The sequence below is a fragment of the Caulobacter sp. 17J65-9 genome (assembly GCF_010975005.1).
Taxonomy (GTDB): Bacteria; Pseudomonadota; Alphaproteobacteria; order Caulobacterales; family Caulobacteraceae; genus 17J80-11.
In genome coordinates this window covers 33,057-58,400 of the sequence record NZ_JAAIVC010000002.1, presented here as the reverse complement: position 1 = coordinate 58,400, position 25,344 = coordinate 33,057, and the positions used below count along the sequence as shown (strand labels likewise).

The 25,344-nt window shown below is 69.8% G+C and carries 24 protein-coding genes and 1 riboswitch; of the genes, 12 read left to right on the top strand and 12 right to left on the bottom strand.

Going from position 1 to position 25,344, the window contains the following annotated elements; translation table 11 throughout:
- Window position 1: 1 nt before the first annotated feature.
- The 5 genes from G3573_RS00900 to G3573_RS00880 all read left to right on the top strand — a co-directional run bounded on the left by G3573_RS00900 (window position 2) and on the right by G3573_RS00880 (window position 4,427).
- Window positions 2-1,300: a peptidylprolyl isomerase gene (locus G3573_RS00900; RefSeq protein ID WP_205597983.1), complete on the top strand. Its 1,299-nt coding sequence runs from the start codon at window positions 2-4 to the stop codon at window positions 1,298-1,300.
- On the top strand, window positions 1,297-2,292 hold the full coding sequence (gene pdxA / locus G3573_RS00895; RefSeq protein WP_163258962.1) for a 4-hydroxythreonine-4-phosphate dehydrogenase PdxA: 996 nt from the start codon (window positions 1,297-1,299) through the stop codon (window positions 2,290-2,292). Before G3573_RS00900 ends, pdxA begins: the two co-directional genes overlap by 4 nt.
- Window positions 2,289-3,119 (top strand): 16S rRNA (adenine(1518)-N(6)/adenine(1519)-N(6))-dimethyltransferase RsmA, encoded by an 831-nt coding sequence (gene rsmA / locus G3573_RS00890; protein ID WP_163258961.1) that lies wholly within the window; start codon window positions 2,289-2,291, stop codon window positions 3,117-3,119. Before pdxA ends, rsmA begins: the two co-directional genes overlap by 4 nt.
- 57 nt (window positions 3,120-3,176) lie before the next feature.
- Window positions 3,177-4,109 carry an alpha/beta hydrolase gene (locus G3573_RS00885; RefSeq protein WP_163258960.1) on the top strand — a complete coding sequence of 311 codons (933 nt, stop codon included), beginning with the start codon at window positions 3,177-3,179 and terminating at the stop codon, window positions 4,107-4,109.
- A gap of 105 nt (window positions 4,110-4,214) precedes the next feature.
- On the top strand, window positions 4,215-4,427 hold the full coding sequence (locus tag G3573_RS00880) for a DUF4287 domain-containing protein (RefSeq protein ID WP_163258959.1): 213 nt from the start codon (window positions 4,215-4,217) through the stop codon (window positions 4,425-4,427).
- 19 nt (window positions 4,428-4,446) lie between these two features.
- Here the strand turns inward: G3573_RS00880 and gmk are convergent, their stop codons facing one another.
- The 7 genes from gmk to fabD form a co-directional block, all read right to left on the bottom strand.
- Window positions 4,447-5,088, bottom strand: coding sequence for a guanylate kinase (gene gmk, locus G3573_RS00875; protein ID WP_163258958.1), 642 nt, complete (start codon window positions 5,086-5,088; stop codon window positions 4,447-4,449).
- On the bottom strand, window positions 5,078-5,962 hold the full coding sequence (locus tag G3573_RS00870; RefSeq protein ID WP_163258957.1) for a YicC/YloC family endoribonuclease: 885 nt from the start codon (window positions 5,960-5,962) through the stop codon (window positions 5,078-5,080). The genes gmk and G3573_RS00870 overlap by 11 nt, the downstream gene beginning before the upstream one ends.
- A 7-nt stretch (window positions 5,963-5,969) precedes the next feature.
- Window positions 5,970-7,025, bottom strand: coding sequence for an endolytic transglycosylase MltG (gene mltG / locus G3573_RS00865; protein ID WP_163258956.1), 1,056 nt, complete (start codon window positions 7,023-7,025; stop codon window positions 5,970-5,972).
- A complete protein-coding gene (fabF, locus tag G3573_RS00860) occupies window positions 7,022-8,305 on the bottom strand; it encodes a beta-ketoacyl-ACP synthase II (protein WP_163258955.1) in 1,284 nt (427 codons plus the stop codon). The genes mltG and fabF overlap by 4 nt, the downstream gene beginning before the upstream one ends.
- Window positions 8,306-8,390: 85 nt before the next feature.
- A complete protein-coding gene (locus G3573_RS00855; RefSeq protein WP_163258954.1) occupies window positions 8,391-8,630 on the bottom strand; it encodes an acyl carrier protein in 240 nt (79 codons plus the stop codon).
- A gap of 159 nt (window positions 8,631-8,789) precedes the next feature.
- Window positions 8,790-9,530 carry a 3-oxoacyl-[acyl-carrier-protein] reductase gene (gene fabG / locus G3573_RS00850; protein WP_163258953.1) on the bottom strand — a complete coding sequence of 247 codons (741 nt, stop codon included), beginning with the start codon at window positions 9,528-9,530 and terminating at the stop codon, window positions 8,790-8,792.
- A gap of 32 nt (window positions 9,531-9,562) precedes the next feature.
- Entirely contained in the window at window positions 9,563-10,507 is a 945-nt protein-coding gene (gene fabD / locus G3573_RS00845; RefSeq protein WP_163258952.1) for an ACP S-malonyltransferase, read from the bottom strand.
- Between the two features lie 288 nt (window positions 10,508-10,795).
- Here fabD and G3573_RS00840 point away from each other — a divergent pair, with 288 nt between their 5' ends.
- Both G3573_RS00840 and G3573_RS00835 read left to right on the top strand, forming a co-directional pair.
- On the top strand, window positions 10,796-11,224 hold the full coding sequence (locus tag G3573_RS00840; RefSeq protein WP_163258951.1) for a MarR family winged helix-turn-helix transcriptional regulator: 429 nt from the start codon (window positions 10,796-10,798) through the stop codon (window positions 11,222-11,224).
- Window positions 11,211-12,449, top strand: coding sequence for an MFS transporter (locus tag G3573_RS00835; protein ID WP_205597982.1), 1,239 nt, complete (start codon window positions 11,211-11,213; stop codon window positions 12,447-12,449). The genes G3573_RS00840 and G3573_RS00835 overlap by 14 nt, the downstream gene beginning before the upstream one ends.
- 191 nt (window positions 12,450-12,640) lie before the next feature.
- On the opposite strand, the gene G3573_RS00830 is transcribed toward G3573_RS00835, so the two are convergent.
- From G3573_RS00830 to G3573_RS00815, 4 genes are all read right to left on the bottom strand, one after another.
- Window positions 12,641-14,206, bottom strand: a complete 1,566-nt coding sequence (locus G3573_RS00830; RefSeq protein ID WP_163258950.1) for a peptidase S10 — start codon at window positions 14,204-14,206, stop codon at window positions 12,641-12,643.
- 114 nt (window positions 14,207-14,320) lie between these two features.
- The gene (locus G3573_RS00825) at window positions 14,321-15,475 is read right to left on the bottom strand and encodes a glutathionylspermidine synthase family protein (RefSeq protein WP_163258949.1); all 1,155 of its coding nucleotides are present in this window, start codon (window positions 15,473-15,475) and stop codon (window positions 14,321-14,323) included.
- A 4-nt stretch (window positions 15,476-15,479) separates the two neighbouring features.
- On the bottom strand, window positions 15,480-16,028 hold the full coding sequence (locus tag G3573_RS00820) for a DUF1190 domain-containing protein (protein WP_205597981.1): 549 nt from the start codon (window positions 16,026-16,028) through the stop codon (window positions 15,480-15,482).
- A gap of 8 nt (window positions 16,029-16,036) precedes the next feature.
- Window positions 16,037-16,600: a DUF2059 domain-containing protein gene (locus G3573_RS00815; protein ID WP_163258948.1), complete on the bottom strand. Its 564-nt coding sequence runs from the start codon at window positions 16,598-16,600 to the stop codon at window positions 16,037-16,039.
- Window positions 16,601-16,846: 246 nt separating this feature from the next.
- On the opposite strand from G3573_RS00815, the gene rpsF reads away from it, so the two are divergent.
- The 5 genes from rpsF to G3573_RS00790 all read left to right on the top strand — a co-directional run bounded on the left by rpsF (window position 16,847) and on the right by G3573_RS00790 (window position 22,323).
- The gene (gene rpsF / locus G3573_RS00810) at window positions 16,847-17,248 is read left to right on the top strand and encodes a 30S ribosomal protein S6 (RefSeq protein WP_163258947.1); all 402 of its coding nucleotides are present in this window, start codon (window positions 16,847-16,849) and stop codon (window positions 17,246-17,248) included.
- A gap of 11 nt (window positions 17,249-17,259) precedes the next feature.
- Window positions 17,260-17,535 carry a 30S ribosomal protein S18 gene (gene rpsR / locus G3573_RS00805; protein WP_163258946.1) on the top strand — a complete coding sequence of 92 codons (276 nt, stop codon included), beginning with the start codon at window positions 17,260-17,262 and terminating at the stop codon, window positions 17,533-17,535.
- A 10-nt stretch (window positions 17,536-17,545) separates the two neighbouring features.
- On the top strand, window positions 17,546-18,130 hold the full coding sequence (gene rplI, locus G3573_RS00800; protein WP_163258945.1) for a 50S ribosomal protein L9: 585 nt from the start codon (window positions 17,546-17,548) through the stop codon (window positions 18,128-18,130).
- Window positions 18,131-18,247: 117 nt separating this feature from the next.
- Window positions 18,248-18,358, top strand: a riboswitch (SAM riboswitch).
- 292 nt (window positions 18,359-18,650) lie between these two features.
- Entirely contained in the window at window positions 18,651-21,050 is a 2,400-nt protein-coding gene (locus G3573_RS00795) for a TonB-dependent receptor (protein ID WP_163258944.1), read from the top strand.
- Window positions 21,051-21,057: 7 nt separating this feature from the next.
- Window positions 21,058-22,323, top strand: coding sequence for a dicarboxylate/amino acid:cation symporter (locus G3573_RS00790; RefSeq protein WP_163258943.1), 1,266 nt, complete (start codon window positions 21,058-21,060; stop codon window positions 22,321-22,323).
- Here the strand turns inward: G3573_RS00790 and G3573_RS00785 are convergent, their stop codons facing one another.
- Window positions 22,324-25,323 carry a hypothetical protein gene (locus G3573_RS00785; RefSeq protein ID WP_163258942.1) on the bottom strand — a complete coding sequence of 1,000 codons (3,000 nt, stop codon included), beginning with the start codon at window positions 25,321-25,323 and terminating at the stop codon, window positions 22,324-22,326.
- Between the last annotated feature and the right edge of the window lie 21 nt (window positions 25,324-25,344).

Below are 25,344 nucleotides of genomic sequence, written 5' to 3'. Positions count from 1 at the left end.
CATGCGTTGGACGCGTTACGCGACGGGACTGGGGCTCGCCGCGCTTCTGGCTTACCCGGCCGCCGCCCAGCAGCAACCCGCCGGGGATCCGGCGGTTCAGGCCCAGCCTGTCCAGCGCAACGGCATGGCCGAAGGCGTGGCGGCTGTGGTCAACGACGAGATCATCTCCACCTACGACCTGCGTCAGCGGATGATGCTGCTGATCGCCACGTCCGGCGTGAAGGCCACGCAGGAGAACCTGCCGGCGCTGCAACAGAAAGCGCTGCGGTCGCTGGTCGACGAGCGCCTGCAGATGCAGGAGCTCAAGCGCTTCGACGTGAAGATCGACGACCGCGAAGTCGATGAAGAAATCGACGCCATGGCCAAGGACAACGAAATGTCCGGCGCCCAGCTGGTCGCGGGCCTGCGTTCGATCGGCGTCGCGCCCGACACCCTGCGCGAGCAGATCCGCGCCCAGATCGGCTGGCGTCACCTCGTGGGCGGCCGCTACGGCCAGCGCGCGCGCGTCGACGACAGCCAGGTCGACGCCACCCTGCAGCGCATCGCCGCGGCCGCGGCCAAGCCGCAGTACCTGGTCGGCGAGATCTTCCTCGACGCCTCCTCCACCGCCGGCGGCATGGACGGGGCGATGAACGGGGCCAACCAGCTCGTGCAGCAGCTGCTGCAGGGCGCGCCGTTCCAGGCGGTCGCGCGTCAGTTCTCCAACGCCTCGTCGGCCGCCAACGGCGGCGACGGCGGCTGGCTGATCTCGGGCGAGATCGTGCCCGAGGTGGAATCCGCGCTGGAGCAGCTGCAGCCGGGCCAGCTGTCGCGCCCGATCCAGACCGAGACCGGCGTCTACATCATGTACCTGCGCGAGAAGCGCAGCGGCGGCGGTCAGACCGTGGTCGACCTCAAGCAGGCCGCCGTGCGCCTGCCGGCCGGGGCCTCCGACGCCGACGTCGCCGCCGCCCAAACCAAGCTGAACGGCCTGCGCAACGGCCTGACCTGCTCGAACATCGAGGAGCGCGCCGGCAAGGTGGACGGCGTCGTCGCCGCGCCGCTGGGCGAAACCCCGGTCCAGGAACTGGCGCCGGCCTTCCGCGACATCGCCTCGGGCATGCAGGTCGGCCAGGTCAGCGAGCCGGTCCGCACCGACGTGGGCCTGCACCTGCTGGCCATGTGCGGCAAGCGCCAGGACGTCGCCGGCCTGCCCTCCAAGGACCAGGTCGAGAACCGCCTCTACAACCAGCAGATCTCCATGCTGGCCCGGCGCTATCTGCGCGACCTGCGCAACTCGGCCACCATCGAGACGCGGTGACGGCCGCGCCGCTCGCCGTCACCCTGGGCGACCCGGCGGGCGTCGGACCCGAGATCGTGGCGAAGACCTGGTCGGCGCTGAAAGGCGCCGGTCCGGCCTTCGTGGCCATCGGCGATCGCGACACCCTGGCCGCGGCCATGCCCGGCGCGACGGTCGAGCGTGTCGCCAACCTGGCCGAAGGCGCCGCCGTCTTTCCGAAGGCCCTGCCCGTCCTCGATCCGCCGTCGACCCGCGTCGGCGCCACCGCGGCCGAAGCCAAGGCGAGCGCCATCACCGGCTGGATCGAGACCGCCGTGGCTCTGGCCCTGGCGGGCGAAGCCTCGGGCGTGGTCACCGCGCCGATCTCCAAGGCCTCGCTCTACGCCGGCGGCTTCAAGTTTCCCGGGCACACCGAATTCCTCGCCGACCTGACCGCGCACGCCCCCATGGCGGGCGCGCGGGGGCCGGTGATGATGCTGACCGCCCGCGACCTGCGCGTGGCGCTGGTGACCATCCACACGCCCCTGCGCGACGTTGCCGACGCGGTCACGACCGAGCGGGTGATCCACACCGCCCGCGTCACCGCCGAGGCCCTGCGCCGGGATTTCGGGATCGAGCGCCCTCGCCTGGCCCTGGCCGGCCTCAACCCGCACGCCGGCGAGTCCGGCACGATCGGGCGCGAAGAGGTCGAGGTGCTGGCGCCGGCGGTGGCCGCCCTGCGGGCCGAAGGGATCGACATCACCGACCCGAAGCCGGCCGACACCCTGTTCCACGACGAGGCCCGGCGCGCCTACGACGCGGCCGTCTGCCTCTATCACGACCAGGCGCTCATCCCGCTCAAGACGCTGGACTTCTGGAGCGGCGTGAACGTCACCCTGGGCCTGCCGATCGTGCGCACCTCGCCCGATCACGGCACCGGATTCGACATCGCCGGGCGCGGGATCGCCCGGCCTGACAGCATGATCGCCGCCGTCCGCCTGGCCGGCCAGATCGCCAGCCACCGAAGCGTATGACCCTCGACAGTTTGCCGCCCCTGCGGGAGAGCCTGGCCCAGCACGGCCTGCTCGCCAAGAAGAGCTTTGGCCAGCACTTCCTCCTGGACCTCAACGTCACCCGCAAGATCGCCCGCCTGGCCGGCCCGTTCGAGGGCCGCGCCGTGATCGAGGTCGGGCCGGGGCCCGGCGGCCTGACGCGCGCCCTGCTGGAGAGCGACGCCTCCAAGGTGATCGCGGTGGAGAAGGACCCACGCTTCCTGCCCTTGCTGGCCGAGCTGACCGAGGCCACCAACGGCAAGCTGGTCGTGGTCGAGGCCGACGCCCTGGAGGTCGACGAAGCGGCCCTGCTGGCCGAGCACGCCGGCGGCGCGGCCGGGCACCTGGTGTCCAACCTGCCCTACAACGTCGGCACGCCGCTGCTGCTCAAGTGGCTGACCGGCCCGTGGCGGCCGCACGCGCTCACCCTGATGTTCCAGAAGGAAGTGGCCGACCGGGTCGCCGCGCACGCCGACGACGACGCCTACGGCCGCCTGGCGGTGATCTCCCAGGCGATCTGTGAGGCGCGCGTGGTCATGGACCTGCCGGCCCGCGCCTTCACCCCGCCGCCCAAGGTGGCCAGCGCCGTCGTCCACCTGACGCCCCTGCCCGTCCGCCCGTCCGACGCCGACCTGAAGGCGCTCGAGCGGGTCACCGCCGCCGCCTTCGGCCAGCGCCGCAAGATGCTGCGCTCCAGCCTGAAGGGCCTGGGCGGCGACGCGCTGTGCGAGAAGGCGGGGATCGAGCCCACCGCCCGCGCCGAGGAGATCGACGTGGCGGGATTCCTGCGGCTCGCGCGGGCGCTCTAAGCCCGGCCGGACCTACGCCGCCTCTGCTCAGTTGTCGGGCGAACTGAGGAGGCGGACATGCACAGGCGCACCTTTCTGGCGACGGCGGGCGCGATCGCGGTGGCCACAGCCGCTTTCCCAGCCGGCGCGGCGACGCCTGGCCTGCCGCCCTCGTTCAAGACCAAGACGGTCACCAGCGCCGACGGCACGCAGATCCACGTCGGCTACGGCGGATCGGGGCCCGCAGTCGTGCTCATCCACGGCTATGCCGACACCGGCGACATGTGGGGTCCGCTCGCCGCCGACCTGGCCAAAAACCACACGGTGATCGTCCCCGACCTGCGCGGCCTCGGCCGCTCGGCCCGCCCGCCGGGCGGCTACGACAAGAAGACCCAGGCCCAGGACATCCGCGCCGCCGTGACCGGCGTCGGGGCCGACCGGAGTTCGGTGGTCGCCCACGACATCGGCAACATGGTCGCTTACGCCTACGTGTCGACCTATCCCGACAAGGTCGACAAGCTCGTGGTGATGGACGCGCCCTTGCCCGGAGTGCCGCCCTGGGACGAGATCATCTGCAAGAACAAGCTGCTCTGGCACTTCAACGTCCGCGGCCCCGACATGGAGCGGCTGGTGGCCGGGCGCGAACGCATCTGGCTCGACCGGTTCTGGGACGAGTTCTCCGCCGATCCCAGCAAGATCGACGAGGCGACCCGGGCCCACTACGCCGCCCAGTACGCCCAGCCGGGCGCCATCCACGCCGGCTTCGAGCAGTTCGCCGCCTTCGACCAGGACGCCAAGGACAACCAGGCGTTCATGCGGACCAAGCTGACCGTTCCGGTGCTGGCGATCGGCGGCGAGAAGTCGTTCGGGCCCCAGATGGCCGCTCAGATGCGCAACGTCGCGACCAAGGTTCAGACGGTCGTCGTGCCGAACTCGGGCCACTGGCTGATGGAGGAGAACCCGGCGGGGACGGTCAAGGCGATCACGGACTTCCTGAACGCCCCGACCTGACGCCGTCGCCCGAGGAGATCGCGCGGATCACGCCGGCGCCGTTGCACCACGGCCCGGAACCCGATCAAAGTCGCAGGAACGACGTCGGAAGGATCCACTCACGCGATGGCTGACGAACCGATCAAGGGACCCGCGTCCTACTTCCCGTCCATCGAGAAGAAGTACGGGCGCCCCATATCCGAGTGGAAGGACGTGGTGCGGAAGCACTATCCGGCGAAGCACATGGAGCTGGTCGCGGTCCTGAAGACCGACCACGGCATGGGGCACGGCCACGCAAACGCGATCGTCGCGCACACCCTGGCGGAAGACCAGCCGTAGCCGGTTACGCGCGGACGGCTCAGACGTCCTCGTCCAGCAGGTGCTGGATGTAGGGGGCCAGCCACTCGTTGCGGCCGCGGTGGCTGCGCTCGGCGTGGTAGATGTGGGCCAGCTCGGCGTAGGAGCGGTCGAAGTCGTCGTTGACGACCACGTAGTCGTACTCGCGCCAGCGCTCGATCTCGCCCTTGGCGTTCTGGACGCGGCGCTCGATCACTTCGGGCTTGTCCTGGGCGCGGGCGACCAGGCGGCGGCGCAGCTCCGCGATCGACGGCGGCAGGATGAACACCCGCACCGCTTCGTCCGGGGCCTTGGCGGCGATGTCGCGCGCGCCCTGCCAGTCGATGTCGAACAGCACGTCCTGCCCCGAAGCCAGCGCGCGCTCCACCGGCTGGCGCGGCGAGCCGTAGCAGTTGCCGTGAACCTCGGCCCACTCCAGCAGGTCGTCGTCCTGGATCAGCAGGTCGAACTCGTCACGGGTGATGAAGTGGTACTCGCGGCCGTTCTCCTCGCCCGGGCGCGCCTGGCGGGTGGTCACCGAGGTGGACAGGACCAGGTCCGAATGGTCCGACATCAGGCGCCGGCACAGCGACGTCTTTCCCGCCCCCGAGGGGCTGGAGACGATCAGCATCAGGCCACGGCGGGGGGTACGCTCACTCGACATTCTGGATCTGCTCGCGGAGCTGTTCGATCACGGCTTTCAGCTCCAGGCCGACGGCGGTCAAGGCCGTGGTCGCGGACTTCGAGCACAGGGTGTTGGCCTCGCGCATAAATTCCTGCGCCAGGAAGTCGAGGCGACGTCCCGCCGCAGCCGGCGCGACGACCAGCTCGCGGGCCGAGGCGACGTGGCTCTTCAGCCGGTCCAGCTCCTCGCGCACGTCGGCCTTCACGGCCAGCACGGCGGCTTCCTGGACGATGCGTTCCTCCAGCTGGACGGCGTCGCCGACCAGCTCGGCCATGCGGCGCTGGAAGCGCTCGCGGATGGCGGCGGTCTGAGCCGCGGCCTCGCCTTCGGCCAGGTCGACCAGTTCGGCGATGCGGTCGATCTGCCCGGTCAGCACCGGGTGCAGGGCCGCGCCTTCCTGCAGGCGGGCGGCCTTCAGGCCGTCCATGGCGGCCAGCAGGGTCTCGGCCATGGCCGCCTCGACCGCGGCGCGGGCCTCGACGTCCTCGTCCTCCTCGGCCGCCTCCAGCACGCCGCGCAGCGCCAGCAGGCCGTCGGCGGTGGGGGCCAGGGCGACGCCCTTCGCCACCTGCTCGGAGGCCAGCTCGACGTAGCGGGTCAGCACGTCCTGGTTCACGCGAACGGCGACGGTCGCTTCGGCCCGCTTGGCCTGGACGCCGACGGTCACCTGGCCGCGTTGGAAGCGGGCCTGGGAGGCTTCGCGCGCCACCCGGTCCAGGCCTTCGAAGCCGGGCGGGCCGCGGAAGCGGGTTTCCAGGTTGCGGCCGTTGACCGAGCGGGCCTCGACGGCCCAGGTCCACGCTCCGCTCGCGCCCTCGACGCGGGCGAAACCGGTCATTCCGGATAGGCTCATCAGGTCCTCAGAGCGGCTTGTCAGCCGCCGGCGCGCCGGCGACGGCGGTCTGCGGCTTGGCGGCCGCCGCCTTGGCGCGGTCCGCTTCGATCCGCCGCCACTGGGCGACGTTCTTCAGATGCTGGTCGTAGCTCGCCGCGAACACGTGCCCGCCGGTGCCGTCGGCGACGAAGAACAGGTCCTGCGTCTTCGGCGGGTTCAGCACGGCGGCCAGGGCGTCGCGGCCGGGGTTGGTGATCGGCGTCGGCGGCAGGCCGGCGATCAGATAGGTGTTGTAGGGCGTGTCGCGCTCTTTTTCCGACAGGCGGATCCCGCGGCCCAGCGGCCGGCCCTTGGTGACCGGGTAGATCAGGGTCGGGTCCGACTCCAGGCGCATGCCCTTGTTCAGCCGGTTGACGAACACCGCCGCCACCTTCGGGCGCTCGCTGGCCAGACCGGTTTCCTTCTCGACGATCGAGGCCAGGATCACCGCCTCTTCCGGCGACTTCAGCGGCAGGCCGGCCTGGCGCTTGGCCCACAGCTCGGCCAGGGCCACGTCGCGGGCGACCTGCATGCGCTTCAGCACCGCCGCCCGGCTCTCGCCGCGGGTCAGTTCGTAGGTCTCGGGCAGGAGCGAGCCTTCGGCCGGGGCCTCGACCGTGCCGACCAGCACCGGCGAGGCGTTCAGCAGGTCCATGGCCTGGGCGACGCTGCGGCCCTCGGGCACCGTCAGGAACCAGCGGCGGACCTCGCCGTCGCGCATCATGCGCAGCACTTCGGTCAGCGGCGCGCGCGAGGGGAAGACGTATTCGCCCGCCTTCAGGCGGCGGTCGGCCTTGGTGATCTGGGCGGCCGCCTTGAACAGGTCGGCCGAACGGATCACGCCCTCGCGTTCGAGCTTGGCGGCGATCTCGGAGACGCCCGCGCCGTCGCGCATGACCACGACGGTCTCGGTCCCGTGGGGCGCCTTGGGGCCGGGGCCCCAGTAGAAGAACCACACTGCGACCGAAGCCAGGACGAGGCCGACGAAGATCGTGGCCGCGCCGCTGAGAATCGAGACGAGGAGGTTCGAGCGCCGGATCACGGCACCCGCTGGAACACGACCGAGGCGTTGGTGCCGCCGAAGCCGAAGCTGTTGGACAGCACCACGTCGATCTTCATGGGCTTGGCCTTGTTCGGCACCAGGTCCATGGCGGTTTCGACCGACGGGTTCTCGAGGTTGATGGTCGGCGGGGCGATCTGGTCACGGATGGCCAGGATCGAGAAGGCCGCCTCGATGGCGCCGGCGGCGCCCAGCAGGTGGCCGGTCGCGCCCTTGGTCGAGGACATGGTGATCTCGCCGACGTGGTTGCCCAGCATCCGCTCCACCGCGCGCAGCTCGATCTCGTCGCCGAGCGGCGTCGAGGTGCCGTGGGCGTTGATGTAGTCGATGTCGCCCGCGGTCAGGCCGGCGTCCTTCAGCGCGGCCTGCATGGCGCGGAAGCCGCCGTCGCCGTCTTCGGCCGGGGCGGTGATGTGATAGGCGTCGCCCGACAGGCCGTAGCCCTTCACTTCGGCGTAGATCTTCGCGCCGCGCTTCTTGGCGTGCTCGTATTCCTCCAGGACCAGGACGCCCGCGCCCTCGCCCATGACGAAGCCGTCGCGGCCCGTGTCGTAGGGGCGCGAGGCCTTGGTCGGTTCGTCGTTGTAGCCGGTCGACAGGGCGCGGCAGGCGATGAAGCCGGCGATGCCGATCGGCACGATGGCGGATTCAGCCCCGCCGGCGACCATCACGTCGGCGTCGCCGTACTTGATGATGCGGGCCGCGTCGCCGATCGCATGGGCGCCGGTGGCGCAGGCGGTGACGACGGAGTGGTTCGGTCCCTTGAAGCCGTGGCGGATCGACACCTGGCCCGAGGCCAGGTTGATCAGCGCCGAGGGGATGAAGAACGGGCTGACCCGGCGGGGGCCCTTCTCCTTGAGTTCGATGGCGGTCTCCGCGATCGGGCCGAGGCCGCCGATGCCGGAACCGATGATGACGCCGGTGCGCTCGCGCTCGTGCAGGTCCTCGGGCGTCCAGCCCGCGTCCTTCACCGCTTCGTCGGCGGCGGCGATCGCATAGAGAATGAAGTCGTCGACCCGCTTGCGGTCCTTGGCGGACATCACCTGGTCGGGATCGAACGAGCCCGGCACGTCGGGGCCGCCGCCGCCGCGACCGTCCACGGACGGGATCTCGCAGGCGACCTTGCAGGCGTAGTCAGTGGGGTCGAAGGCGGTGATGCGGCCGGCGCCCGATTCGCCCGCGAGCAGGCGCTGCCACGTGGTGTCCACGTTGGCGCCCAGCGGCGTGACCAGACCGATACCCGTGACGACGACTCGACGCATTCGCTTACTCCCCCGACTTTTCACCCAAAACGGAAAAAGGCGGCGCAGCCCCTATCGGAGCCGCGCCGCCCTCGATCCGTCAAGCTCAGGCGCCGAGCTTTTCGCCGATGAACTTCACAGCGTCGCCCACCGTCTGGATGTGCTCGGCGGCGTCGTCGGGGATTTCGATGTCGAACTCTTCCTCGAAGGCCATCACCAGCTCGACGTTGTCCAGGCTGTCAGCGCCCAGGTCGTCGATGAAGCTGGCCTTTTCGGTGACCTTGTCCGGGTCGGCGTCCAGGTGGTCGATGACGATCTTGCGGACGCGTTCGAGAATGTCGGACACTGAGTTGCCCCTTTTTAAAAACAGGTTGCCGTTACGTCGGCTTGCGCCGTTCGGTGTCACGCCGCCGCGGGTTTCGCAAGACCCTTTCGGGTCGGGGCGCACGCTTCGGCGCGAGCCCTAGCACATCCCCGCGGGGCGAGAAAAGCAGGGTCGCCCCCGTTAGACCATGGCCATGCCGCCGTTCACGTGCAGGGTCTGGCCCGTCACGTAGGCGGCCTGGTCGGACGCGAGATAGACAGCGGCGGCGGCGATTTCATCCCCGGTGCCCAGCCGGCCGGCCGGGATCTTGCCGAGAATCGCCTCGCGCTGCTGGTCGTTGAGGGCGTCGGTCATCGGGCTGGCGATGAAGCCGGGGGCGATGCAGTTCACGGTCACGCCCCTCGAGCCCACTTCCTGCGCGAGCGACTTTGAAAAGCCGATCATACCGGCCTTGGAGGCGGCGTAGTTGCTCTGGCCCGGGTTGCCGGTGACGCCGACCACGGAGGTGACGCCGATGATCCGGCCGGCGCGACGCTTCATCATGCCCTTCAGGGCGGCGCGCGACAGGCGGAAGTAGCTTTCCAGGTTCACCCGGATCACCTGCTCCCAGTCCTCGTCCTTCATGCGCAGCAGCAGGCCGTCCTTGGTGATGCCGGCGTTGGCCACCAGGATGTCGAGGCCGGCGCCGGCCAGGCCCTCGGCCTGCTCGACCAGGCCGTCGACGGCGGCGGCGTCGGACAGGTTGCAGACGGCGACGTGAACGCGCTCGCCGAAGCCCTTGGCCAGCTCCTGCAGCACCGCTTCGCGGGTGCCGGACAGCACCACGGTGGCGCCTTGCGCGTGCAGGGCGCGGGCGATGGCCCCGCCGATGCCGCCGGTCGCCCCGGTCACCAGGGCGGTCTTGCCGGTCAGGTCGAACATGCGTCGGCCTCCTTCGTATTTCTCGTGTTGGATCAGAGGGAAGCCGCGAAGCTTTCCAGGTCGGCCGGGCCGTTCAGGGCCACCGCCTCGGCGTCCGGCGCGATGCGCTTGGCCATGCCGGTCAGCACCTTGCCCGCGCCCAGCTCGGCGAAGCGGGTCACCCCGCCCTGCTCGGCCAGCCACTGCACGCTCTCGCGCCAGCGCACCCGCCCCGTGACCTGCTCGACCAGCAAGCGGCGGATCTCTTCCGGATCATGCACCGGACGGGCGGTGACGTTGGCCACGATCGGCACGCGCGGCGCGATGATCCTGGCCTCGGCCAGGGCGGCGGCCATTTCGTCGGCGGCCGGCTGCATCAGCGGGCAGTGGAAGGGGGCGGACACGTTCAGCGGAATCGCCCGCGCGCCCAGCTCCTTGGCCTTCTCGATGGCGCGGTCGACCCCGGCCTTGGCCCCGGAGATGACCACATTGCCCTGGTTGTTGTCGTTGGCGACCACGCAGACGCCCAGTTCGGCGCCGGCCGCGGCGGCCAGTTCGGCCAGCGCCACGTCGGTCTTCGGGCCGATCAGGGAGGCCATGGCCCCCTCGCCCACCGGCACGGCCCGCTGCATGGCCTGGCCACGCAGCTTCAGCAGGCGCGCGGTGTCGGCCAGGCTGATCGCCTCGGCCGCGGCCAGGGCGGAGTATTCGCCCAGCGAGTGGCCGGCGGCGAAGGCCGCGGCGGTCACGTCGACGCCGAAGTCGATCTTCAGGGTGCGCACGACCGCCAGGCTGACGGCCATCAGGGCCGGCTGGGCGTTCTCGGTCAGGGTCAGGTCGGCCTCGGGGCCTTCCTTCATCAGTCGCGAGAGGTGCTGACCCAGCGCCTCGTCGACTTCCTCGAACACGCGGCGGGCCGGCTCGAAAGCCTCCGCCAGCTCGACGCCCATCCCGACCGCCTGGCTGCCCTGGCCCGGGAAAAGGAAAGCGAGGCTCATCGACCCGTCCCTCTCGTTTGAATCGCGGCCGCGAGGGTTAGGGGAAAGGCGCCGCAGGGGCAAGTCGCCGCAGGCGTGTCGCCCCTGCTTAAGGCTCAGACGCCCGGTCAGGCGCAGCGAAAACTCAAGCTCGCCTGGACCGTAGAAATCCTGAACGCAGACACGCTCTTAGCCTGACAAGCGCAGGTCGGGGCTCAGCGAACCGCGCCGCCGCGTCGCCTCTGCGGAACAGCGCTCGCTTGACCGCGCCCCGACGCATTGCATATGCAATGATCAGGAGCATCGGCCATGTCGGACCCCACGCCGTCCCTTCCCTGCCTGTGCGCACGCGTGCGCCGGGCCTCGCGCGCCCTGACCCGGGCCTATGACGAGGCGCTGGCGCCGGCGGGCCTGACCGTCATGCAGTTCTCGGCCCTTCGGAACGTCGAGCGCATGGGCGACCCCACCCTGACCGTCCTGGCCCAGGCCACCGGCCACGAGCGCAGCGCCATGTGGCGCACCCTGCAGCCGCTGGCCCGCGAGGGCCTGCTGACGCTGGGCTCCGGCCGCGGCCGCGACGCCGGCAAGATCGAGATCACCGACGCGGGCCAGGCCCTCCTCGAACGCGCCCTGCCCTACTGGCAGGCGGCCCAGGACCGGCTGCACGTCGGCCTGGGCGAAGACCGCCGTCGCGCCCTGATCGCCCTTCTCTCCGAGGTGGAAGTTGTCCTCGCCTAGCCCCGCCGCCATCCCGTCCCGCGTCTGGTGGACCATCGCCAGCGCCGCCCTGATCGTCACCGTCGCCATGGGCGTGCGCCAGGCCTTCGGCCTGTTCCTGAGCCCGGTCAGCACGGACCTGGAGATCGGCCGACAGGCTTTCGGCCTGGCCATCGCCCTGAACAACCTGATGTTCGGCCTGGCCCAGCCGTTCATCGGCGCCTACGCCGACAAGCACGGGGCCGGGCGCGTGGTCGCGCTGAGCGCCGTGCTCTACGCCGTGGGCCTGGGGCTCACCACCCTGATCGGCGACGCGGTGGGCCTGAACCTGACCTTGGGCGCCCTGGTGGGCCTGGCCCTGTCGGGCACCACCTTCGTCGTCGTGCTGGGCGCGGTCGGGCGCGTGGTGGCGCCTGAGCGGCGCAGCCTGGCCTTCGGCGTGGTCACCGCCGGCGGGTCGCTGGGCCAGTTCCTGGTCGTGCCGGCCGCCTCGGGCCTCCTGGACGCGCTGGGCTGGCACGGGGCCATGCTGATGCTGGCGGCCTTCTGCGTGACCATGGTCGGCCTGGCCGTCGGTGTCGCCGGCAAGCCGCAAGCCCCCGCGCCGTCCACGGCGACGCCCGCGAGCGGCTCGCTGAAGGACGCCCTGGTCCAGGCCGCCGGTTCGAAGAGCTACTGGCTGCTCAACGCCGGCTTCTTCGTCTGCGGCTTCCACATCGCCTTCGTCGGCACCCACCTGCCCGCCTTCCTGCGCGACGGCGGGCTGGACCAGAACGTCGGCGCCTGGTGCCTGGCCCTGATAGGCCTGTTCAACATCCTGGGCTCGTGGCTGTGGGGCGCCTGGGGCGGCAAGCGCTCGAAGAAGCGCCTGCTCAGCGCCCTCTACTTCAGCCGCGCCGTCGCCGTGGTGATCTTCATCGCCGCGCCCCTGTCGGTCGCCTCGGCCCTGCTTTTCGCGGCGGTGTTCGGCTTCCTGTGGCTGGGCACGGTGCCGCTGACCTCTGGCCTGGTCGCCCAGATCTGGGGCGCGCGCTACCTGTCCACCCTCTACGGGATCGTCTTCCTCAGCCACCAGATCGGCAGCTTCCTGGGGGCCTGGCTGGGCGGCCTGGCCTTCGACGCGACCGGCTCGTACCTGTCGATCTGGCTGGCCTCGATCGCGCTGGGCCTGTTCGCGGCGGCCGTGCACTGGCCGATCGACGAGCGGCAGGCCGCGCCCCTGCCCCAGCCGGCCGCGGCCGAATGAAGCGCGCCCTGCCCTGGCTGATCGGCGCGGCCGTGCTGGCGGCCGGCGGCCTCTTGTGGTGGCGCTTCGGCGTGCCCGTGTGGTTGGCGCAGGCCGTGGCCTGGTGCACCTGAATCAAAAACGCCCCGCGCGATCGCTCGCGCGGGGCGTCTTCGCATCTGGCGCCAGCTCGGCGTCAGATCGGCTTCAGATCACTGGGCGAGGGCCTCGTTGTAGAAGCGCTCCAGGTCGACGCGCATCTGCTTCGCCACGTCCGGGCTCAGGTAAGCCATGTGGCCGGACGGGTAGTAGGTGAAGCTGACGTTGTTCTTGCGATCCCCGTCCAGGTGCATGTGGTTGAGGTCGTACTCGGTGCCGAAGAACGGCGTGGCCATGTCGTACCAGCCGTTCATCGACAGCACGTGCAGGTTCGGGTTGGTGCGCATGGCGTTGGCCAGGTCCAGCGCGGTGTCGGGCGCCAGCATCCGGCGGTTGTTGCCGCCGCCGTTCGGGAAGCGGTGACCCCAGTCCCAGGCGGCGTTCGCGCCGTCGGCCCGGGTCTTGTACTCAAGGTCGGTCTCGTAGCCGAGCTCGTTCTGCACGTAGTCGTGGTGGGTGGTGATGAAGGCGCTGGAGATCGCCGTCGACGACGGATCGGACTCCGGATCTTCACCGGCGGCGTCGCTGTCCACGCCCTCGAAGCGCGAGTCGAAGCGGCCGACGATCTTGCGCTCGTCACGCAGCAGCTCCTTGCGGAAGCGACCCAGCTCGACGCGCAGGTTGGCCGACTTCAGATAGTCGATCGACAGGCCGGTGTAGGCCGACAGCTGCTTGGCGATCGCGTCGCGCTCGGCGTCGGACAGGTTGTGACCCTTGGCCAGGGCGGCCGTGTACGGGCCGTCCGCCCAGGCGCGCACTTCCGCCAGGAAGGTCGGCAGGTCGGCCGGCTTGTTGGCCAGCTTGTCGTGATACCAGGCCGTGGCCGCATAGCTCGGCAGGTAGGTGGTGTAGACGCGGTCGTAGCCCGGCTGGCGCACGCCGTAGTTCAGGATCGACGACAGCAGCACCACGCCGTTGAAGTCGTAGCCGTCTTCCTGGAGCTTGTTGACCAGGGCCGCCGAACGGGTGGTGCCGTAGGACTCGCCGAACAGGAACTTGGGCGAATTCCAGCGCTTGTTGATCTCCAGCCAGCGCTCGATCGCCTTGGCGAAGGCGTCGACGTCCTGGTCGACGCCGTAGAAGTCCTTGCCCTTGGCCTCGCCCAGCGGGCGCGAATAGCCGGCGCCGACGGCGTCGATGAACACCAGGTCGGACTTGTCGAGCAGGCTGTAGGGGTTCTGCTCCACCGAATAGGGGGCCGGGGCGGTGTTGCCCGGCGAGCCGGTCTTCACCCGCACCGGGCCGACCGAGCCCATGGTCAGCCACAGCGAGGCCGAGCCGGGGCCGCCGTTGTACAGGAAGGTCACCGGCCGCTTGGCGCCCGGCGCGGCGTCGGCGGTGTAGGCGATGTAGAAGACGCTGGCGTTCGGCTTGCCCTCGCCGTTGCGGATCGTGACCGTGCCGGCGGTCGCCTTGTACTTGATCGACTTGCCGCCGACGTTCAGCACGTGGCTGGTGGTCTTGGCCTGTTCGACGACCGGCGCGGTCGCCGTGGCGGCCTCGACCTTCTCGACCTGGGCGTCCTTACCGCCGCCGCCCTTGTCGTCCGCGGCGAACGCGGCGGTGGCGGACGAGCTGAGCAACAGCGCCGCGAACGCGGCGTAGGCGACCTTACGCATTGTTGTTTCCCCGACTTTTTGTACCGCCGCAAAAAGCGGCGTTTCCCTTCGTTACGTTGAAACGGGGAAGCTGCGCAATTCCGTCGCGGAAACCGGTGTCGGGCCTCGGCTTTCCTATTCGATCACGTGCGGCACGAACCGCGCGGTGTTGTCGGTGATCGGCGAGGTCGATTCGCGCACGCCCATGCCGCAGGCCTGCCGGTTCACGACCCAGCTGCCCAGCACGGCCCAATTGCCGTCCGCCTGGGCCAGCTCGGCCCGGCGCTGGAACACGAACAGGTCGTCGTCATAGCTCCCGCCGCGGGCGGCCACCGGCGCGCCGGCCCGGACCACCTCGACGTTCGCGCCCTCGCGACCGCGCACCGGCTTCTTCACGTAGTCGCCCCAGGCCGCCGCCTCCGCCTGCGAGGTGGTGGCGTCCAGCAGGTACTCGCTGTCGGGGAACATCTCCTTCAGCGTCACCAGCAGGCGCTTGTTGGAGGCCACCATCTTCCAGGCCGGCTCGATCAGCTTCAGACGTCCGGCCTGCACCGCCTCGGCCAGCTTCGGCCCGAACGGCTCGTCCAGCAGCCATTCCCACGGGTAGAGCTTGAACAGGGCCCGGATCGGCCGGTTCTCGCCGTCGACGAAGCTCTCGCCGCGCAGGCCGATCTCGTGGATCGGCACGGCCAGGGGCTGGACGCCGGCCTCGGCCGCGCAGGCGGCCAGGTAGCCGACCGTGCCCTCGTCCTCGGGATGGGGGCTGACGCTGGCCAGGTGCAGGGGCGAGGCCGCTCCGCCGTGCCCGGCGTAAAGCTTCAGCGCGTCGATCAGCTTCTCGTGGATCGAGTTGAACTGGTCGAGCTCGGGGAAGCGCTCCTGCAGCCAGTACCACTGCACCACGGCCGCCTCGAGCAGCGAGGTCGGGGTGTCGCCGTTCAGCTCCAGGAGCTTCAGGTCCTCGCCGTCGAAGGCGAAGTCGAAACGGGCGTAGAAGGTCGGCTCCCAGCTGCGCTCGGCCCAGCTGCGCTCGATCAGGGCGATGGCCGGCTGCTCATAACCGAAGCCGGCCAGTTCGCGCCGCTCGATCACCCGGCCGACCGCGGCCAACACCATGTCGTAGAGCTCGGCGCTGGCCGCCTCGATCCAGTCGACCTCCTCGGCCGAGAAGGCCCAGTAGGCGCTCTCGTCCCAGTAGGGCTCGCCCTGGTCGGTGGTGTGCCACTGGAGGCCCAGATCCTCCACCCGCGTCCGCCAGTAGGGACGCGGGGCGATACGGACGCGGCGCACGCGCTCAGCCGCCGGCGTGTTCGCCGCGCGCGGTGGCGCCGAAGCCGCCCCGGCTGACGACGCCGCCGTTCGGCGTGGAGGTGACCGACACGCGGGCAGGCAGGGTCGCCTTGCCGTTGCGCACCGGCGCGTCCCCGACCCGATTACCGCCGGAATAGAGCCCGCCGCTGGGCGAGCCGTAGACCGGATAGCCGCCGCCCCCGAAGGCGCGGCCGATCAGGAAGCCCATCATCATCGGCATGAACACCGAGTGGCCGCCGGCGTGGACGGCGGGCTGCTCCTCGCACGAGCCCTCGCCCCAGTCGGCCTCGCAGGCCGTCTTGTCGGCGAACTTGGGCGCGGTCCTGGCGTGGTCGGCCCTGGCCTGCTGGAAGGCCGCGTCGCAGTCCTCGGCCATGTTCTCCCGCCGGCACTGCTCGACCGAGGCGTAGACCGGCGCCTCTTCGGCCGGCGTCTCGACCCGCTGCTCGCAGCCGGCCAGGACGGTCGCGGCCGACAGGCCCAGGACGGAGAAGCCGACGGAAGCGCTGCGACGACGGGAGGGCATAGGCATCAAATTTCTCAGGACTTTCCAGCCGACTTGGTGAGGCAACCGGCCTCGCGCTTGGTCTTGGCGCAGAACCGGGTTTCGTACTCGGTCATGATGGTCGGCGTCATCTCCTGCATCAGCTCCCCGCTTCGGGCGGCGAGCTGGTTGCCTTTCGCCAGCACCGACTGGCCGACGGGGCTTTCATAGAAGTCCACCATGGCCTGCAGCTCTTCGGCGCTGAAGACCCCGGCCACCATCAGCACGTAGTGCTCTTCGATCGCCCGGTAACCCGCGACGCTGGCCTCGCTCATCGACTCCATCATCGCCTGGCGGACTTCCGGAGACACGCTGTCGGACTTGGCCGTCATTGCGGAAAACATGCTCTCGCTCAAGGTGCGGAGCTTAGTCTCCACGTTGATCGCCTTGAAGTAACGCCGGGACAGCTCGAGCTTCCTGGCGTCGACGCCGGGGCCCGCGGTGGCCCGCGCCGTCGCAGCCGGGGCCGCCTGCGCGCCCGAGGGAGATTCCGCGGCCGCGACCGTGGACGAGACCAGCAACGCAGCGCAAACAACGACGGCCGAGACAAGACGCTTCATGACGCTCCCCCTAAAGCTGAGCCGTCACCTCGCACGCGCGCCGCGACGCGACAAGCCGGGGCGAAAGCGGGATTTCCCTTGCCGCCCCGGCGTTTTCCGTGTAGTCGCGCTCGCTTTCCTGGAAGGCGGTCTCTTCGCGGTTCCCAAGGAACGGGCTCTCGGTCCGTTCGCCGCGTCTAGATCCATCGGGACGGATCCGGGTCTTCCGCCGGCCGCTCCGCCGCCTTCCACCCGGAAGAGGACCAAATGGCACTCTACGAACACGTCATCATCGCGCGGCAGGATATCTCGCCGCAACAGGCCGAGGCCCTGAACGACACGCTCAAGGCCCTGCTCGAGGAACAAGGCGGCACCGTCGCCAAGATCGAGTACTGGGGTCTGCGTAACCTCACCTACCGCATCAAGAAGAACCGCAAGGGCCACTACTCCCTGCTCGCCATCGACGCTCCGTCGGCGGCGGTGAAGGAGATGGAGCGCCAGATCTCGCTCAACGAAGACGTGCTCCGCTACATGACCGTGCGCGTCGAAGAGCTCGACCTGGAACTGTCGCCGGTGCTGGCCCGTCGCGAGCGTGAACGCGAGCGCGGCGACCGTGACCGCGACCGTCCCGACCGCGGTCCCCGCGGCGGCTTCGAAGATATGGTCTGAGGAACCCGGACATGACCGACACGACCGCTCCGATCCCGGGCGCCCCGGCCGGCACCGGCCCCGCCCGTCGCCCGTTCTTCCGTCGCCGCAAGGTGTGCCCGTTCTCGGGCGCCAACGCGCCGAAGATCGACTACAAGGACGTGAAGCTGCTGCAGCGCTACGTCTCCGAGCGCGGCAAGATCGTCCCGTCGCGCATCACCGCGGTGTCCGCCAAGAAGCAACGCGAGCTGGCCAAGGCCATCAAGCGCGCCCGCTTCCTGGCCCTGCTGCCCTACGTCGTGAAGTGAGGACTGACCGATGAAAGTCATCCTGCTTGAACGCGTCGAGAAGCTCGGCACCATCGGCGACACGGTTTCGGTGAAGGACGGCTTCGCCCGTAACTTCCTGCTGCCGCGCCAGAAGGCCCTGCGCGCCACCTCGGCCAACCTGAAGCTGTTCGAAGCCCAGCGCGCCCAGATCGAGGCCCGCAACGCCCAGAACCGTACGGACGCCGAGAAGTCGGGCGAGAAGCTCGACAACACCCAGTACGTGATGATCCGTTCGGCCGGCGAAAGCGGCCAGCTGTACGGTTCGGTCGCGGCCCGCGACGTCGCCGAGGCCATCAAGGCCGAAGGCGGCAAGGTCGAGCGCAACCAGGTCGTCCTGGACGTGCCGATCAAGACGCTGGGCGTCCACTCGGTGAAGGTGAAGCTGCACCCCGAAGTGACGATCACCGTCACCGTGAACATCGCCCGTTCGGCCGACGAAGCCGAGCGTCAGGCGCGCGGTGAGAACGTGATCGCCTCGCAGTTCGAGGAAGAGCGCGCCTACGCCGCCGAAGCCGCCCAGGACATGCTGGAAGGCGGCGCCGGCCAGGCCGAGCGCGAAGCGGAAGCCTACTAAGCCTTTTTCCAAGGCTGAAAATTGAGACGGCGCGGGAGCTTCTCCCGCGCCGTTTTCTTTATTGCATCGCAAAAAATCTGTGCTTGACGCTGGCGCCGTTCAAGCGCAGCATTATCTCACTCATCGAGACCGGCTGAGGGACAGGCCCGAAGACGCCGGGGCAACCTGCGAACCGAATTCGCAAGGTGCCAACTCCTGCGGGGGCGCTTCGCCCGCGACAGATGAGACGGACACGCCCTACGGGCGCGAGGTCCGCTCCCTGCCGCAAACCGTCGGATTCTCTCGCGGAGCGTAGCGCAGGGGGCTTCAGTGTCTCAGATGACAGCGATGATCGAGCGACCGTACGCGGGCCTGCGCGCGCCGTGTTGTCGCTGCTGCTGTCCGGCTCGATGTAGCCTCTGACGGCCCGCGGCCCCGGCCGCACGTCTCTCACAACCGCATCATCGAAAATGTCGGCGACCGCTTGCTGCGGCGCCGAAACGACGGCGCACGAATGCTGCGCCGCGAAAGGCAACTGCAAATGTCTCTGTTCTCGACTCGCGCCCTGCTGCTGGGCGCCGTCTCGCTCGTCGCCCTCGCCTCGCCCGCCTTCGCCCAGGAAGCGGCCGACATCTCGCCCGAAGACGCCGCCGCCGTCGACGAGGTGGTGGTCACCGGCACCCGCGTCGCCGGCCGCTCGCGCCTGGACACCCTGGCCCCGGTCGACGTGATCCGCAGCGAGGCGCTGACCCGCCAGGGCACGACCGAACTGGCCGAGGCCCTGTCCACCACGGCCCCGTCGATCACCTTCCCGCGCGCCGCGGCGGTGGACGGCACCGACAGCGTGCGCCCGGCCGCGCTGCGCGGCCTCAGCCCCGACCAGACCCTGGTGCTGGTCAACGGCGTGCGCCGCCACGCCTCGGCCCTGGTCAACGTCAACGGCTCGGTGGGCCGCGGCTCGGCCGCCGTCGACCTGAACGCCATCCCGGTCACCGCGCTGGAGCGGGTCGAAGTCCTGCGCGACGGCGCCTCCGCCCAGTACGGCTCCGACGCCCTGGCGGGCGTGATCAACCTGCGCCTGCGCGAAGCCCGCGAAGGCGGCGGCGCCGCGGTGACGGTGGGCCAATACTTCACGGACGTGGACACCGCCCGCACCAGTCGCTCGGTGCAGGACGGCCAGACCGTCACCGTGTCCGGCTGGCAGGGCCTGCCGCTTGGCGCCGACGGCTTCCTGACCGTGTCGGGGGAGTACCGCGACCGCGAGCCGACCAGCCGCGGCGACCTCGACCCGCGGGTGACGCCCGCCCGGGTGACCTCGCGCTACGGGGATCCGGACGCGCAGGACCTGACCCTCTACGCCAACGCCGGCCTGCCGCTGACGAACGGCTGGGAGGCCTATGGCTGGGCCGGCCTGCAGAAGCGCGACAGCGAAAGCGCCGCCTTCTTCCGCATTCCGTCCAACTCGAACAACGTGCCGGCGATCTATCCGCACGGCTTCCTGCCGCTGATCGGGGTGGAGGTCGAGGACGTCTCGGCGGCGGCGGGCCTGCGCGGCGAAATCGGCGGCTGGAAGGCCGACCTGAACCTCAGCTACGGCCGCGACAAGCTCGACTACGGGGTTTCCAACAGCCTGAACCCGACCTACGGCGCCGCCTCTCCGACGTCCTTCGACGCCGGAGGCTTCACCTACGACCAGGTGGTGCTGGGCCTGGACGTGACCCGCGGCTTCGAGGTCGGCCTGGCCGGCTCGCTGAACGTGGCCTGGGGGCTCGAGGCGCGCAGCGAGAGCTATGAGATCCGCGCCGGCGACGCCAAGGCGTGGGACCAGGGCCCGATCGTCGGCCCCGCGCCGGGCGCCCAGGGTTTCCCGGGCCTGCGCCCCTCGAACGAGGTCGACGAGGACCGCCAGGCCATCGGCGCCTATGTCGACGTCGAGGCGCAGATCACCGACAAGTTCACCGCCTCGGCCGCGGCGCGGGCCGAGCACTATTCCGACTTCGGCGACTCCCTGACCGGCAAGCTGGCCGCCCGCTACGACTTCACCCCGGCCTTCGCGCTGCGCGGTTCGGTCTCGACCGGCTTCCGCGCGCCGTCGCTGCAACAGCAGTTCTACACGGCCACCTCGACCAACTTCACGGCGGGCGTGCCCTACGAGGTCGGCACCTTCCCGGCCGACAGCGCTGTCGCCCGCGCGCTGGGCGCCCAACCGCTGGACGCCGAGAAGTCGGTGAACGCCAGCCTGGGCGCGGTCTATCGCCGCGGTCCGTTCGAGCTGACCGTCGACGCCTATCAGATCAACATCGACGACCGCATCGTCCTGACCGACAACCTCGGCGGCGCCTCGCGCCCCGATATCGCCGCCCTGCTGACCCCCTTCGGCGTCACCCAGGCGCGCTTCTTCATCAACGGCGTGGACACCGAAACCCAGGGCGTCGACGTGGTCGCGCGCTATCGCTGGGACACCGACTTCGGCCGGTTCGACCTGACCGGCGCGGCCAACTTCAACTCGACCGACGTCACCCGCCTGCCCAGCACCAACGTGCTGTCCGCGCTGACGCCGCCGCCGGTCCTGTTCGGCCGGGTGTCGCAGAACATCATCGAGACCGGCACGCCGGAGAAGAAGCTGGTCGCCGCGCTGGACTGGCGCCTGGACCGCTGGGGCGCCAGCGCCAAGGCCACCCACTACGGCGAGGCGATCGAGCCGGGCTCGACCGCGGCCAGCGACATCTCGTCCGGCGACAAGACCCTGGTCGACCTCGAAGGTCGGTTCGACGTGACCGACAACTTCGAACTCGCGCTCGGCGTCGACAACCTGTTCGACGTCTATCCGGACGAGACCCCGGCGGCGCTCAACTCGACCGGCACGCTCGGCTTCACGCGCTATTCGCCGTTTGGCTTCAACGGCCGCTTCGCCTATGTGCGAGCGGCGTTCAACTGGTGAGCCCAGCATGTTGAAATTTCTGCTGAAACAGCCGCTCTGGCGGAAGGTGGCGGTCGGCTTCGGTCTCGGCGTTCTCGCCGGGGCCCTGGCCGGGCCGCAGGCCGAGCCCTGGTTCGGGCCGCTGGGCGACCTGTACGTGAACCTGATCAAGATGCTGGTCGTGCCGCTGGTGTTCTTCACCGTGGCCACCAGCCTCCCCAAGCTGGCCGGCGTCGGCAACGCCGCCCGCCTGGGCGGGCGCACCCTGGCCTGGTTCGTCGCCACCTCGACCCTGGCGGTCGGGGTGGGCCTGGGCTTCGGCCTGCTGTTCGATCCGGGCGCCGGGGTCTCCAACCTGGTGACCGAACCGGTCGTCCTGAAGGAGATCCCGACGATCACCGAAGTGCTGGTCGGCCTCGCGCCGGCCAACCTGTTCGCGGCCCTGGCCGAGGGCAAGGTGCTGCAGGTGCTGGTCGTCGCCGGCTTCGTCGGCGCCGGCCTGCTGGCGCTGGGCGACAAGACCGCCCGGCTTCGCGCCCTGCTGGACGAGGGCTCCAGCCTGATCTTCCAAATCACCCGCTGGATCATCCAGCTGACGCCCATCGGCGTGTTCGGCCTGATCGCCGGCGTGGTTGGCCATTACGGCCTGGCCTCGCTGGCCCCGCTGGCCAAGTTCATCGTCGCCGTCTACGTCGCCTGCCTGGTGCACATCGTCGTGGTCTACGGCGGCCTCCTGAAGCTGCACGGCCTGAAGGCCCTGCCGTTCTTCAGGGGCGCCCTGCCCGCCCAGCAGACCGCCTTCGCCAGCGCGTCGAGTATCGGCACCCTGCCGGTGTCGCTGCGCACGACCATCGACCGGCTGGGCGTGCCCCAGGCCTACGCCGGCTTCGCCGTGCCGCTGGGCGCGAACATGAAGATGGACGCCTGCGGCGCGATCTATCCGGCCATCGCCTCGATCTTCGTGGCCCGCTACTTCGGCGTGGAGCTGACCGGGGCGCACTACGGCCTGATCGCGCTCACCGCCGTCCTCGGCTCGCTGGCCACCGCCGGCGTGCCGGGCACCGCCACGGTCATGCTGACCCTGACCCTGTCCACCGCCGGCCTGCCGCTGGAGGGCCTGGGCCTGCTGGTCGCCATCGACCGCATCGTCGACATGATGCGCACGGCCACCAACGTCACCGGCCAGATGCTGGTGCCCGTGCTGGTCGCCCGCGAGGAAGGCCTCCTCGACGTCGCGGTCTACGAAGGACGGGTCGCGCAGACGGCGGAACCGGCGGCGTTGGCGGCGGAGTAGTCATGGGGCGTCGGGATCGGCAGGCAACTCCCCCTGCCCCGCTTGCCCCTTCACCTTGAAGGCGTAGCTGACGGGTTTCAGGTCTCGTGATCGCGAGTGCCAGAAGCGGATTTGGGTCTCCGTCCCCGGCGGGATCTCGAATCCGCTCCGCCGGACCCGGCGGCCCGTTTCACCGGCGTAGTGGTACGGGCCGTAGGCCTCGTTCGACTTGCCGGTGGCGTCCGATATGACGACGCTCAGGTCGCTGAGCTGCACCGTCGTCGGATCCTGGGTCCGATTGGTCAGCGACCATGTCGATTCCCAGTCCCCGTCGTCGCCCTTCTGGAGGCAGACGAAGGCCACGTCATAGGGTCCGATGCGCTGGGGCTTTCCGACCGGCGCCTGACAGGCGGCCGGACCGGTCTTGGCGGCCGTGTCGGCCACGCGCTTGCCGGAATAGGCGGTCGGCGGACTGGTTTTCGCGGTCGTGTAGACGCCCTGGCCCGTGAAACTCGAGGCGTCCGGTGCGAAACGGACCTCCAGATCAAGCCAGGCGTAGAGGCCCGGGCCGTTGGTTTCGCGCATGGCGCCTCTCAGGGCGCCGTCGGCGTAGAGTTTCAGCTTCACCATTTCCTTGGGGGTGGGATAGTCGACGGTCATGGCCTCGCCCGTCAGCTCGCCGTCGACGACCGCCAGCTTGATGATGGTGCCGCGGTTGGTGCGATAGCGCCCTTCGTATTTCTTCAGCTGTTCCAGGTCGGTGCTGACGGGCGGCAGGGTCGGCGCGGGCTTGACGCCGACGCTGCCGTCCAGGTTCAGGCGGTCGAGCGGGAAATCCTTCGCTCCCGCGTCGGTCACCACCGCCGGCGTGAGCGCCGAGCGGGGATGCTGCTCGATGATCGAGACGCTGTGCACCGTGCGCTGCCTGACGCTCTCCCCTACGTCGAAAACGAACCGCACCGTGATCCGGCCCTTGCGGGGGATCGGGCTCGTCGGTGGATAGTGCCACGCCGGCATGCGGGCTTCGTCAGTGTTGAGGTAGTCCATCCTGACAGGGGAAAGCCGCGTGTCGCCCGCGTTCAGCAAGGCCCGCACCGGCTTGGCGATCTTGTCCGAGAACGAATGCGTTTCGTTGCTGTCGTTGCGGAAGGTCATGGTGACGGCGACGTTGCGGCCCTTGCCGTCGTCGTATTCGACCTTGTCGACGCGCGCCGCCCACCAGTCGATACGAACGAAGCCGGTGTCGTCCGGCGGCCCGCCGGCCTCCTGGGCCGGAGCGCTGGAGGCAGGCCAGTCGGCGCGCTCGCCGATCTGGCGCATGAACAGATTGCGCCACGCGTCGGCCCCGTCACGCGCCAGGAAGAAGGCGCGCCCCTCGGCCTTCGTGGAACCGTGGGCCAGGCCTTGCCAGCGGTTGTCCCCGTCCATCGACGTCAGGAACCCCAGCATGGCGGTTTCGTAGGCGACGCCCTTGGGCATCTCCGGCGTCGTCAGCCCCTTGGCCTTCAGCGCCGCGAGCAGGTCGGCCATGCCCTTTTCGCTGAGGTACATCAGCTTGGTCATCTGGAGCGTGTTGAAGGCCGGCGCGAAGCCGTTCGGATCGAACTTCCGGTCCATGTGCTGGGCGCCCGGATCTGCGATCTTCAGGACGTCGCGGTTGAAGGCGGCCAGGGTCGTCAGGGTCGGAGCGCGCCCGCCGTACCCGCCGCCAGGCGCGTTCATCACTCGGTCGAAATGGGTCTCGGGGTTGCTGAGGTAGCCCTTGATCTCTTCCGGCGACATGCCGGTGGCTTGCTTCACCAGCCAGTTCAGCAACTCCTTCTTCAGCGCCTCAAGCGGCGCCAGCATGAAGTCGGGCAGAATGGCGTCGACCGTGTCGGCGATGAACTGGGCCGTGGCGATGACGGCGTCGGGCGCACCCGCCATGCTGAGCAGGTGGTCGCCCAGATAGGCCGAAGCGACTTCCTTGGCCCGGGCGATGTCCGCACCGTCGCCGTCGGGATTGTAGACGATCGCCTGCGAGATCTCGTGCGATACGCGCGGCCAGGCGCGCAGCCCCCGGTCGATGTCCGCGATCCAGGCGCGCTTGTATTCCGCCACCGGACCGTTGGCGGTGGAATAGGCGACGCGCGACGGGCCTGAGCGCGCCAGGCGCTCGCGATCGTAGCTGTCGACGTCCCGCTGCAAGCCGTTGCGCAGGTTGGAAAAGATGGAGGGAACCGACGCCTGCGTGCCGCCCCGGAGCAGCCGCTCTTCCAGCACCGAGCCGGGATAGGCGCGAACCATGTAGCGGTAGATGAACTCGTCCACGCCCTCGATGCTGGTCCGGGCGTGCGTGTCGGGCGTGCGCTTGCCGACATAGCCTTCCAGCACCACGTGCTTGATGGCGTTGCGCGGGTCCGGCTGGATCGCGAAGTCGCCACCCGCATAGTGATTGACGAAGGTGTGCATGAACATGTCGCCGGCGGCGTGCGTCATGTAGCCGGCCACGAAGGCGCGGATCTCGGGCGTGTCCGTCGGCGGAGCGACTTCGCCTAGCGGACCGCGGTTCAGCGCCTCGCGCACCCGCTCGGCGTTCGGGTCCTTTCGGCCGTAAGCCAGTCGCCAGAGATAGGTCAGCCAGGCGTCGGCGCCGCCGACGCTGGCGGGCTCGTTGTGAGCCGGATCGCCCAGCAGGCTGGGGTTGGTGCCCGGGTGAATGACCTGTTGTCCGGTCATCAGGTCGGGGTACGCGTCGGGACCGACGACGCCGGCCAGATACTGCTCCGGCTTGGCTCTCATCGCCGCCACCACCTCGGGGCGGACTTCGAAATCGCCCAGCGGGCCGATGATCCGGCCCGTGGCGTAGTCGGTCTGGTAGATCGTCACCTTGCCGTCGTCGACGGCGTCCCGCATCGCCAGCTCGGCCAGATAGACGTGCGTCTTGGGCTTCCACGCAAGGGCGGGCGTGGGCAGCGCCCCCAGGACCGCGGTGAGCGCCAGGCCGAAGGCGACCTTTCGCGACCGGCGAACGAATTGCATTGCGGCTCCCCGCGCGGACCA